The sequence below is a fragment of the Bradyrhizobium sacchari genome (assembly GCF_002068095.1).
In the GTDB taxonomy this organism is placed as follows: domain Bacteria; phylum Pseudomonadota; class Alphaproteobacteria; order Rhizobiales; family Xanthobacteraceae; genus Bradyrhizobium; species Bradyrhizobium sacchari.
Genome location: NZ_LWIG01000014.1, coordinates 332,257 through 343,360, shown reverse-complemented (window position 1 = coordinate 343,360; position 11,104 = coordinate 332,257). Strand labels below are relative to the sequence as shown.

The 11,104-nt window shown below is 65.5% G+C and carries 12 protein-coding genes; 8 read left to right on the top strand and 4 right to left on the bottom strand.

What is annotated here, in order from left to right; genetic code table 11:
• The 3 genes from A5906_RS20505 to A5906_RS20495 all read left to right on the top strand — a co-directional run.
• The coding region (locus A5906_RS20505; RefSeq protein WP_245326815.1) for an ATP-binding protein at window positions 1-1,840 on the top strand (1,840 nt) is incomplete at its 5' end.
• Window positions 1,841-1,998: 158 nt separating this feature from the next.
• Complete coding sequence (locus A5906_RS20500) at window positions 1,999-2,865, top strand: isocitrate lyase/PEP mutase family protein (RefSeq protein WP_080137144.1); 867 nt, start codon at window positions 1,999-2,001, stop codon at window positions 2,863-2,865.
• Window positions 2,862-3,161 (top strand): acylphosphatase, encoded by a 300-nt coding sequence (locus tag A5906_RS20495; RefSeq protein WP_080137143.1) that lies wholly within the window; start codon window positions 2,862-2,864, stop codon window positions 3,159-3,161. Before A5906_RS20500 ends, A5906_RS20495 begins: the two co-directional genes overlap by 4 nt.
• Window positions 3,162-3,189: 28 nt before the next feature.
• Here A5906_RS20495 and A5906_RS20490 read toward each other — a convergent pair whose 3' ends face one another.
• Window positions 3,190-4,710: an ATP-binding protein gene (locus tag A5906_RS20490; RefSeq protein ID WP_080137142.1), complete on the bottom strand. Its 1,521-nt coding sequence runs from the start codon at window positions 4,708-4,710 to the stop codon at window positions 3,190-3,192.
• A 154-nt stretch (window positions 4,711-4,864) separates the two neighbouring features.
• On the opposite strand from A5906_RS20490, the gene A5906_RS20485 reads away from it, so the two are divergent.
• Genes A5906_RS20485 through A5906_RS20475 form a run of 3 tightly spaced genes read left to right on the top strand, consistent with a single transcriptional unit; the run spans window position 4,865 to window position 7,538 of the window.
• Window positions 4,865-5,422 (top strand): GbsR/MarR family transcriptional regulator, encoded by a 558-nt coding sequence (locus A5906_RS20485; RefSeq protein WP_080137141.1) that lies wholly within the window; start codon window positions 4,865-4,867, stop codon window positions 5,420-5,422.
• 17 nt (window positions 5,423-5,439) lie between these two features.
• Window positions 5,440-6,105: a DUF4166 domain-containing protein gene (locus A5906_RS20480; RefSeq protein ID WP_080137140.1), complete on the top strand. Its 666-nt coding sequence runs from the start codon at window positions 5,440-5,442 to the stop codon at window positions 6,103-6,105.
• On the top strand, window positions 6,102-7,538 hold the full coding sequence (locus A5906_RS20475; RefSeq protein WP_080137139.1) for a TIGR01777 family oxidoreductase: 1,437 nt from the start codon (window positions 6,102-6,104) through the stop codon (window positions 7,536-7,538). The genes A5906_RS20480 and A5906_RS20475 overlap by 4 nt, the downstream gene beginning before the upstream one ends.
• 4 nt (window positions 7,539-7,542) lie before the next feature.
• On the opposite strand, the gene A5906_RS20470 is transcribed toward A5906_RS20475, so the two are convergent.
• Window positions 7,543-8,397 carry a LysR family transcriptional regulator gene (locus A5906_RS20470; RefSeq protein ID WP_080137138.1) on the bottom strand — a complete coding sequence of 285 codons (855 nt, stop codon included), beginning with the start codon at window positions 8,395-8,397 and terminating at the stop codon, window positions 7,543-7,545.
• A gap of 110 nt (window positions 8,398-8,507) precedes the next feature.
• On the opposite strand from A5906_RS20470, the gene A5906_RS20465 reads away from it, so the two are divergent.
• Window positions 8,508-8,930 carry a tautomerase family protein gene (locus A5906_RS20465; protein WP_026312690.1) on the top strand — a complete coding sequence of 141 codons (423 nt, stop codon included), beginning with the start codon at window positions 8,508-8,510 and terminating at the stop codon, window positions 8,928-8,930.
• 43 nt (window positions 8,931-8,973) lie between these two features.
• Here A5906_RS20465 and A5906_RS20460 read toward each other — a convergent pair whose 3' ends face one another.
• Together A5906_RS20460 and lipB are read right to left on the bottom strand one after the other, a co-directional pair.
• Window positions 8,974-9,687 carry a DNA helicase gene (locus tag A5906_RS20460; protein ID WP_080137137.1) on the bottom strand — a complete coding sequence of 238 codons (714 nt, stop codon included), beginning with the start codon at window positions 9,685-9,687 and terminating at the stop codon, window positions 8,974-8,976.
• A gap of 199 nt (window positions 9,688-9,886) precedes the next feature.
• Entirely contained in the window at window positions 9,887-10,636 is a 750-nt protein-coding gene (gene lipB, locus A5906_RS20455) for a lipoyl(octanoyl) transferase LipB (RefSeq protein ID WP_080137136.1), read from the bottom strand.
• 75 nt (window positions 10,637-10,711) lie between these two features.
• Between lipB and A5906_RS20450 the strand changes: the two genes are divergently transcribed.
• Window positions 10,712-10,954: a FliM/FliN family flagellar motor switch protein gene (locus tag A5906_RS20450; protein WP_011088012.1), complete on the top strand. Its 243-nt coding sequence runs from the start codon at window positions 10,712-10,714 to the stop codon at window positions 10,952-10,954.
• Window positions 10,955-11,104 lie beyond the last annotated feature (150 nt).

Sequence of the window (11,104 nt, the reverse complement as noted above, 5' to 3'; positions counted from 1 at the left end):
CTATCTGGTGATCGAGAAGATCGTCGAGGCCTGCCGCAAGACGGGCGCCGAGGCCGTGCATCCCGGCTACGGCTTCCTGTCCGAGCGTGAGGCGTTTCCGCGCGCGCTGGAAGCCGCCGGCCTCGTCTTCATCGGCCCGAACCCCGGCGCGATCGCGGCGATGGGCGACAAGATCGAGTCCAAGAAGGCCGCCGCCAAAGCAAAAGTCTCGACCGTGCCCGGCTATCTCGGCGTCATCGAGGACGACAAGCACGCGGTCCGCATCGCCGACGAGATCGGCTATCCCGTCATGATCAAGGCCTCCGCCGGCGGTGGCGGCAAGGGCATGCGCATCGCGCATTCGAAGGCCGAGGTCGCCGAGGGCTTCAACCTCGCCAAGGCCGAGGCCAAGGCCTCGTTCGGCGACGACCGCGTCTTCGTCGAGAAGTTCATCGTCGATCCCCGCCATATCGAAATCCAGGTGCTGGGCGACAAGCACGGCAACGTGATCTATCTCGGCGAGCGCGAATGCTCGATCCAGCGCCGCAACCAGAAGGTCATCGAGGAGGCACCGTCGCCGCTGCTCGACGAGGCGACGCGCCGCCAGATGGGCGAGCAGGCCGTCGCGCTGGCCAAGGCCGTGAATTACGATTCCGCCGGCACGGTCGAGTTCGTCGCAGGACAGGACAAGAGCTTCTACTTCCTCGAGATGAACACCCGTCTCCAGGTCGAGCATCCCGTCACCGAGCTCGTCACCGGCGTCGACCTCGTCGAGCAGATGATCCGCGTCGCCGCCGGCGAGAAGCTCGCCATTGCGCAGAAGGACGTCACGCTCACCGGCTGGGCGGTGGAATCGCGCCTCTACGCCGAAGATCCGTTCCGCAACTTCCTGCCCTCGATCGGGCGGCTCGTGAAGTATCGCCCGCCGGCGGAAGCCAGCAAGGACGGCATCACCGTGCGCAACGACACCGGCGTGCAGGAGGGCGGCGAGATCTCGATCCATTACGATCCGATGATCGCCAAGCTCGTCACGCATGCGCCGTCGCGCGCGGCCGCGATCGAAGCCCAGGCCACCGCGCTGGATTCGTTCTATGTCGACGGCATCAGGCATAACATCCCGTTCCTGTCGGCCTTGATGCATCATCCGCGCTGGCGCGAGGGGAGGCTCTCGACCGGTTTCATCGCCGAGGAATTCCCCAAGGGTTTTGCGGTGCGCGTGCCGGAAGGCGAGGTCGCCCGCCGCATCGCCGCCGTCGGTGCCGCCATCGATCACGTGCTTGGGGAGCGCAAGCGGCAGATCTCGGGCCAGATGGGCGGCCGTGTCGTGCAGCGCGAACGCCGCCGCGCGGTTTGGCTCGACCGCCAGGAAATCCAGCTCGAGGTCGGACGTGAGGGCGAGGCCATCGCAATCCGCTTCATCGATGCCGAAGGCAGGGCCGGCAATGCCCATCTGTTGCAGTCGCCGTGGAAGCCGGGCGATCCGGTCTGGCAGGGCACCATCGACGGGCACTTCGTCGCGGTGCAGGCGCGCCCGATTGCGAACGGCATCCGCCTCGCGCATCAGGGCGTCGAGGTTCCGGTCTATGTCTGGACCGAAGCCGAAGCCGCTTCGGCCCGGCTGATGCCGGTGATGACGGCCTCCGACAGCGGCAAGAAGCTGCTCTGTCCGATGCCGGGCCTCGTCGTCTCGATCGCCGTGAGCGAGGGGCAGGAGGTCAAGGCCGGCGAAACGCTCGCCGTGGTCGAAGCCATGAAGATGCAGAACGTGCTGCGCGCCGAGCAGGACGGCACTGTGAAGAAGATCCACGCCAGTGCGGGCGCGACGCTGGCGGTGGACGCGCTGATTTTGGAGTTTGCGTAAAGCAGGTGAGTGGGGCCCTCACTGGCCCCACCAACACTGTCATTGCGAGCGCAGCGAAGCAATCCAGACTGCCTCTGCGGAAAGACTCTGGATTGCTTCGCTACGCTCGCAATGACGGAGTATCTTGCGGCTGCGTCGCAACAATTGGGAGGGCAACCATGGCCTTTCGTTCCCGCCGCGAGAAATTGCGCTCCATCCTTTCGGGCGCAACGTGCGTCCATCCCGGTTCCGTCTACGACGCGATCTCGATCCGTATCGCCGAGGATCTCGGCTTTCCCCTCGGCATGTTCGGCGGCTCGGTGGCATCGCTCGCCGTGCTCGGCGACCCCGATATCACCCTGATCACGCTCACCGAGCTTGGCGAACAGATGCGGCGGATGTCGCGGGCCTCGACATTGCCTGTGCTGGTCGATGCCGATCACGGCTATGGCAATGCGCTCAACGTGCGCCGCACGGTGCAGGAGCTCGAGACCGCTGGCGCCGCCGGCCTCACCATCGAGGATACGCTGCTGCCGGCCGCCTTCGGTGAAACAAAGACGCAGCTGATCTCACTGGAGGAGGGCCTCGGCAAGATGAAGGCTGCGCTCAGCGGCCGCAGCGATCCGTCGCTGGTCATCATGGGCCGCACCGGTGCTGCCTCGATCACCTCGATCGAGGACGCGATCCGCCGTGCCAAGGCCTATGAGGCCACCGGCGTCGATGCGCTGTTCTTCACCGGCATCAAGTCGCGCGCCGAACTGGAAGCGGTCGCAGCGGCGACGCGCCTGCCGATCGTGCTGGGCGGCGCGCCGGAAGAATTGAGCACGCCCGACTATCTCGCCAGCCAGCGCGTGCGCATCGCGCTGCAGGGCCATGCGCCGATCGCCGCGGCGACGCAGGCCGTCTACGACACGCTGAAGGTGCTCCGTGAAGGCACCGCGCCAAAGGCCCTGAAGGGCATTGCCTCCGCCGAAATGATGGGGCGGGTCACGCGCGAGGCCGAGACGAGGGCGCGCAGCGCCGATGTTCTCGGGCTAAAGACATGAGCCGGGCGATCCTCCAGGTCATGATCCGCGGGCGCGTTCAGGGCGTCGGCTATCGCGCCTGGGTCGAATTCCAGGCGACCACCAGCGGTCTCGAAGGCTGGGTCCGCAACCGCCGCGACGGCAGCGTGGAAGCGCTGTTCGCAGGCGCGCCGAACCACGTCGCCGACATGGTCGCATTGTGCCGCCATGGTCCGCCATCCTCACGCGTCGACAGCGTCACCAGCGAGACGGCGAGCGCCGATCAGCTGGATCTGCGCCGGGCAGGAGAAGCATTCTCGGTGTTGCCGACCGTTTAGGTGGTCTGCCTCGGGGAGAGCTCGAGCCTCACCTCGGCAGCTTGGCGATCGCCTCGCTCAGCTCGTGGATCTCGTACGGCTTGCGCAGGATCGGGAAGTCGCCGCGCACGTCGGCGGCGACCTCGCTGTAGCCGGTGGCGAGAAGGATCGGCAGGCCGGGGCGGATCTGACGCAGACGATGGGCGAGGGTGAGGCCATCCATCTTGCCCGGCATCACGATGTCCGAGAACACGAAGTCGACGCCGTCGGTCTCGATCTCGCGCAATGCCGCTTCTGCGTCGGCGACCCGGCGTACGTGGTAGCCGAGCTGCTCCAATAGGCCGATGCTGACCAGCGCGACGTCGGGATTGTCCTCGACCAGCAGCACCGTTCCGCTTCCACGGAACGGGACCGCCTCCGCGGTGTCCCGTGCCGGCGCGTCCGTGCCGCGCGGCAGCAGGACGGTGAAGATCGTGCCCTTGCCGAGCTCGCTTGCGACCTTCACTGTGCCGCCGGCCTGATGGGCGAAGCCGTGCACCTGGGACAGGCCGAGACCGGTGCCCTTGCCGATCGCCTTTGTGGTGAAGAACGGCTCGAAGATCTTGTCGACGACGTCGGCGGGAATGCCGAGCCCGGTGTCGGCGACGTCGATCGCCACGAACTCGCCGGCCAGCGGGACCTCGTCCAACGTGACGTTGCGGGCGCTGATCGTCACCGTGCCGCCGTCGGGCATCGCGTCGCGGGCATTGATGACGAGATTGAGCAGCGCCGTCTCGAGCTCCGAGACGTCGGTCCTGACCGGCCAGACCTCGCGGGCGACGTCGAAGACGAGGCGCACGGAACTGCCGACACCGGTGTCGAGCACCGCGCGGATCGCCGCGATGCGTTCGGCGAGATCGATCACCTGCGGGTTGACACTCTGTCGCCGCGCGAAGGTGAGGAGCTGGTTGGTGAGCGCGGCGCCCCGCCTGGTCGCAGTCTCGATCGCGGAGATCGCGCGCTGAAGCTTGGCATCGTCGATCGCCCCCTTCTTCAGGACGTGGAGGCTGCCGCTGATGATCATCAGGAGGTTGTTGAAGTCGTGGGCGACGCCGCCGGTAAGCTGGCCGAGCGCATCGAATTTCTGCGATTCGGCGAGTTGCTTCTGCATCGCCTCGAGCTTGAGCTGGGCATTGCGCCGCTCCGTGATGTCGCGCGTGATCTTGGCGAAGCCGATGAGCTCGCCGTCCTCGTAGATCGGGTCGATCACGACGCTCGCCCAGAAGAAGGTGCCGTCCTTGCGGACGCGCCAGCCTTCTTCCTCGTAGCGCCCTTTGTCCCGGGCGATGCCGAGCGCGCGGGCCGGCTTGCCGTTGGCCCGGTCGGTCTCGGTATAGAAGCGCGAAAAATGCTGGCCGACGATCTCTTCGGGAGAATAGCCCTTGATGCGTTCCCCGCCGATGTTCCAGCTCGTGATGATCCCCTTGGGGTCGAGCATGTACAGGGCGTAGTCGGCAACTCCCCCAACCAACAGCCTGAAACTGCGTTCGCTCTCGAACAAGTCTCTCTGCTGACTGGACTTTTTAACCATTCCTGAAACCCCACCTCGACGGGTGCAAACGTTCAAGCGGTGGTTTGGTTCCGGGCCTCTGGGAGGTTTTTAGGCAAATGCGGCCGTCGGTATGCAGCAACCGGGCTGCGAAGAGGCTCTTGACACTCAATCGTGTCCGTCAGATATTTCTGTTATGACAGAAATGACCGGAAAAAAGAAACTCCCCGCCGCCGTCGAGCGCTTCATCCTGCATTGGGGCGACATGGGAGACGAGTGGGGCGTCAACCGCTCGGTCAGCCAGATCCACGGGCTGCTCTATTTGTCCGAGGCGCCGATGACGGCCGAGGACATTGCCGACACGCTCGGCATGGCGCGCTCCAACGTCTCCAATTCGCTCAAGGAGCTGCTCGCCTGGAATTTGATCCGGCGGGTGCCGATCCTCGGCGACCGCCGCGACCACTATGAGGCCGAGACCGACATCTGGGAGGTCGCGGCCCGGATCGCGGCACGGCGCAAGGAGCGCGAGCTCGATCCGGCCATCGCAGCGCTCCGGGCCTGCGTGTCCGATGCTGCCGAGGATCCGGCCGTCAATCCGGTCGCGAGCAAGCGGCTGAAGGAGATGCTCGCCTTCACCGAGCTCGCCGACCACTGGTTCATGCAGATGCTGAAGGTGCCGCGGCCGCGGCTTGTGGCCTTGATGCGGCTTGGCGAGAAGATCGCCAACCTGCTGCCGCTGGGCAAGGCCAAATAGTTCTTGAGGAGGGTGCGATGACGTCGGCTCGATTATCAGGCTCCAACGCACCTCCCTCCGCTCACACCAAGCTGCTCGACGATCGCCGCTTCCGTGTGCTGTTGCCGGACGAAGATTGGGGTCGCCTGCCGCTCGCGACCTGGCGGCGCTTTTCCAAGCGCGTCGCCGACGGCGACAGCGTGGTCTATGTCGGGATCGTCGACGAAGCCGCCTTCAGCGACTTCGGCTGGTGGTTCGCGCAAGCCGCGCGCCTGATCGGTGGGCCGCTGCCGACCGGACGCGATATCGGCGTGCCCATGATCGTGACTGTTACCGAGGACGGCGCGACCGGCGGCCAGACCTGGACGCGTATCTGCGCGCGCAAGCGCGGCTTTCCGCAAGTCATCCATTCCGCAAAACGCTTCGCCGGCCCGACCGGCCTCGAGGAATATGTCGGCTTTGGCGTCTCGATGGCGCTGCGCATCGCGGTCGAAGGCCAGACACTGACCTTCCGCAGCGCCGGTTACGGCCTGCAGCTCGGACGGCTCTGGATCCCGCTGCCGGAATGGCTCACGCCCGGCGACCTCACGGTGACGCACAGCGATCTCGGCGAGGGTGCCTTTCGTTTCACCCTCGATGTCACTCACCCGCGTTACGGCGCGCTGATCCACCAGTCCGCCGTCTTCAGGGAGACCGTATCATGACGCCGCTGCTGTGGGCCCTCATTGCCATCCAGATCGTGATGGGCGTGTTCGACACCCTCTATCACCACGAATTCACGGAGCGCTTGGCCTGGCGGGTGTCGCAGCGGTTCGAGCTGAAGCTGCACGGTATCCGCAACATGCTCTACGCGCTGCTGTTCCTGCTGCTCGGCTGGCTCGAGGTCCATGGTGTGCTGGCGCTGCTGATCGTTGCCGTGCTGGTCGGGGAGATCGTCATTACGCTGATGGATTTCGTCGAGGAGGATCTGAGCCGAAAACTGCCGCCAAGCGAGCGGATCAACCACACGCTGCTCGCCATCAATTATGGTGCCATCCTCGTGCTGCTGCTGCCCGTGCTGATCGCCTGGGCGATGCAGCCGTTTGCTGTCAGCGTCGTGTATCAGGGCCTGCTCAGCATCGCCGCGACCGCCTGTGCGGCTGGCGCGGCGCTGTGCGGTGTCAGGGATTTTGCGGCGACGCGCCGGCTCAGCCGCATGCGCAGCGTGCCGGCAGAAGGACTTGTCGAGAAGCTTCCCGGCCGCAAGACCGTGCTGATATCAGGCGCCACCGGGTTCATCGGTAGCCGCCTTGCGGCAAGCCTCAGCGGGTCAGGGCATCACGTCATCGCGCTGATCCGCAACCCCGCCAAAGCCGAAATGCTGCCGCCGCCGGTCACGCTGATCACAAGCCTCGACCAGCTTGCCTCGGACACGCCAATCGACGCCATCGTCAATCTCGCCGGTGAGCCGATCGGCAACGGCCTGTGGACCGAGGCAAAGCGCGCGAAGATCATTGGCTCGCGCATCGACATGACCGGCGCGATCGTGAAGTTGATCGCGAGGCTCGACCGCAAGCCCGAGGTGCTGGTCAGCGGCTCCGCGATCGGCTGGTACGGATTGTGGGCCGACCAGGTGCTGACGGAGTCGGCGAAGGCGCATGCCTGCTTCAGCCATGAGCTGTGCGCGGCCTGGGAGAAAGCGGCGCGGCCGGCGGAAGAACTCGGCATCCGCGTGGTCTATTTGCGCATCGGCCTCGTGCTCGGCACCGAAGGCGGCTTCATCACTCGGATGCTGACGCCGTTCGAATTCGGCCTCGGTGGCCCGCTTGGCACCGGCCGGCAGTGGATGTCCTGGATCGAGCGCGACGATCTGATCCGGCTGATCGCCTATGTGATGGCAACGCCCGATCTTTCAGGTCCCGTCAACGCCACCGCTCCGATCCCTGTCACCAACGCAAAATTCACCGAGGAGCTCGGTCGCCGTTTGCACCGGCCCGTGGTGTTCCGCATTCCCGGCGGCCTGTTGCGCCGTTTCGGCGGCGGCTTCGCCGACGAACTGCTGCTCGGCGGTCAGCGCGTGCTGCCGAACAAGGCGCTGAGCCGCGGTTTTGTCTTTAGGCACGAGACGCTGCGCAGTGCGTTCGAGGCGATCTTGTGAGACTTCAGCTGGCGGCCACGCTCCGGAACGTCGCCGCCACCGCGCGCAGTGCCGCGAGCTTTGTGGGGTCGCTGACCTTCGAATGCAGCATCACCTTTGAGCCGCCGAGTTTCGGTAGCTTGAGCGCAGGGCCAATGTCGACCAGCCCGGCAGGCGCGATCCGCCGCGCCAACGGTGCGATGGCAAGCCCGGCAAGGGCGGCGGCGACCACCGCCGTGACGCCGCCGCCGACAAAGCGCTCGCGCCAGGCGAGGCCGGCCTTGTCGAGCGCGCGCGCGGCGACCGCGCGGACGCCGCAGGGCGGGGCAAGCGTTGCGAGCGGCAACGGCTCACCCTTCGGCAAAGTGAAGCGCCGCGACGCGAACCAGCCAAACTCGTCCTCGGCCAGCTTCTCGCCGCCCCGGCGGCTGCCTTCCTGGCGGACGATCACCGCATCCAGCTCACCCCCGTCATAGGCATCCTGCATCTCGCGCGAGAAGCCGATGGTGACGGCGAGGGTGAGGCTTGAGGACATCGCGTGCAGGCGTTCGAGCAGCGGCACCAGTTCGGGGCCCGCGGCATGATCGGAGATGCCGAGCGAGAGCGACTGCGCGGCTGGCACCTCGCCCGACAGCGCGCGGTCATGTGCCTCCATCAGCGCGCGGGCGCGATCGAGGAACGCGGCGCCGTCGGCGGTGAGCCGGACCGCGCGGGGCGAGCGTTCGACGAGGCGTTTGCCCAGCAATGTTTCCAGCCGCTGCAGCTTCAGGCTGACGGCCGCCTGCGTCGTGCCGAGGGCTTCGGCCGCACGCGTAAAGCTCTGGAGGTCGGCGACCAGCAGAAAAGCCTGGACGGTGGCGATGTCGAGTGTGGTTGTCATTAGGGATCGTTATCACTTGTATCAACGAAGATGAGGTACCAAAATGAAGGCCGGAGGTCTAGCTTCTCACCAACGCCGCAAGAAACCCGCGGCAATCGAGGAGAACGACCATGCCCCTGATCACTGTGTCCTACACCACCTCCCGTCAGTCGCCGTCGCTGAAGGCCGACATCGCAAACGCTGTGTCCGAACTCACCGCCGAGATACTGCACAAGGACCCCAAGGTCACCGCCATCATCGTGAAGTCCGTCGATGCCGGCGACTGGTTCGCCGGTGGCAAGTCGCTCGCCGAGCAGAAGCTTGCCAGCTACTGGATCGACATCCACGTCACCGAAGGCACCAACACCAAGGACGAGAAGGCGGCCTATCTTGCCGCCATGTTCAAGCGCATGGCCGGGATCCTGGGCCCGCTGCATCCCGAGACCTATTTGCATGTCGACGAGGTCAAGGGCGATGCCTACGGTTTTGGCGGCCTCACCCAGGAGCGGCGTTACATTGCCGGCAAGCTCGAGGTTGCGCTCAAGGCGGCGTGATGCCGAAAGCCGCGGGTGAGCGATCTCACCCGCGGCCTGACCTTCAGCTCGCCGCGCGGAACTGCACTTCGGCGTTGTTGATGAAGCACGTCTTGTCGAACAGATTCAGGTCCAGCGGGTTCGGCAAGCGGACATCGCTGAGGTCCGGGCAGGGCTTGACTGCGGAATCGTAGGACCGATCGATCTGCGAGATGAAGACAACGATCAGCCCCTTGTCGCGCGCGAACGATTTCAGCGCGCGCACTTGAACGGTCAGGTCAGGGTTTTCCCGCCTCTGGTCGAGCAGTTGCAGATAGTCGATCACCACGAATGTGCCGCGCGGCGCCGAAGCCATTTGCTTCACGACATAGTCGGCACTGATGACGTCGGAGCAATCGATCTCAAGCAGCTTGTCGAATTGCGCCGGCTCCACACCGATCGCGCGAAGGCGTTCCAACACACCTCGCTCGGTATACTCGAGCGAGAAGAACGCGGCGCGATGGCCCGACCTCATGGCTTCGACGGCAAGTTCGAGGCTCATCAGCGTCTTGCCCTGGCCGGGACGCGCCCCGACCAGCACGAGGTCGCCCGGCCGGAGTTGCGGGAACAGTTTGCTCGCCGGCGTCAGCGCGGCTGCTTTGGCCGCGAGCATGCTCCAGGCGGAAAACCCCTCCGTCGCTGCGACGCGGTCAAGCGCGTCGTGGAGCGGAATGCTGGCTTCGCGGGACAGGCGCTTCGCCTTCCGCTTCAGATGATAGATAGGCGCAGACAGCTTCATCGTCAAAACCTCCCATTGCGAGCATGGATCGCAATCCCTCCTTATGCCTGGCGCTCGAACAGTCGGCCGATGATCAACTCGCCCGGCATGAGGTCTGCTTTCCCGGCGGAGGGGGGAGGCGTGGGCGGCACCGGAAACAAGCATAGCCGATTCCGCTACGAGCGGAGAATTCGTGCGGTCAGGCTCGAACAGAAAAATGTCAGGCAGCCGCTTCCGGCAGCCGCGCGCGGGTCGGTCCGAACAGCTGCTCGAACGCCTGGCGCAGCGCGACGTCGACATCGGCCATGGTCGCGAGCTGGCCGAGATCGACCAGCGAGGTGACGCCGTAGCGCGGGTCGGCGACGCCGCAGGGCACGATGCCGGAGAAATGCTCTAGCTCCGGCTCGACATTGATGGCGATGCCGTGGAACGAGACCCAGCGCTTCAACCGGACGCCAATCGCGGCGATCTTGTCCTCGTGCTCAGGCCCCTTGTCGGGCCGCTTCACCCAGACGCCGACTCGGTCCTCACGCCGCTCGCCGCGGACGTTGAACGCGGCCAGCGTGCGCAGGATCAATTCTTCCAGGCTCGCGACATAGGCCCGCACGTCTGGCCGGCGGCGCTTGAGGTCGAGCATGATGTAGGCCACCCGCTGGCCAGGGCCGTGATAGGTCAGCTGCCCGCCGCGGCCGGTGGGGAAGGTCGGGAAGCGGGCATCGAGCAGGTCGCTTTCCTTGCCGGAGGTGCCGGAAGTGTAGAGCGGGGGATGCTCGAGCAGCCAGACCAGCTCCGGCGCCTCGCCCGCCGCAATCGCCGCAACGCGGGCCTCCATGGCGGCCACGGCCTCCGGATAGGGCACCAGCGCGTCCGAGATTCGCCACTCGACGGGCTCGCCGCCCGAGGCGGAAAACGACGTCAAATCGAGGTGTTGGCGCTGTTCTTGGCGGGGGTTTTGAGGGGAATTAACCATTGGCTAACCATAACGTGGTGATGATCTCGGGAGCAAACGAAGAGTCCTAAGTCCCAAGTTGCGGCGGTCCTGACAGTGCCCACTCTCGATAAAGTCACCGTGGATCTCATGGTTGTCCTCGGGACGACCACGATGCCGATCCATCAAGTATTACGTCTTTCCCGCGGCGCCATCATCGAGCTGGACGCAACCGAGGCCGACGAGGTCAAGGTGTTGGCCAATAATCTGCCGGTCGCCTCCGGCGTCGTGCTGGTCGACCGCAACCGGATCGCGGTCGAGGTCAAGCAGATGCTGCCGCGAACACCGGGGACCCGGTAGGGCCCGGGCACGCGGTGACGGCCCGGGCACGCGGTAGCGGTCCGGACATCCGATAGGGCCGATCCGGGCAGGTGGAGATTTCCTCCCAAGCTTGTGGAATTCAGGGCTTCTGCAGGCTTGTATCCCTCTGATGGATTTGTTAGATCGGCG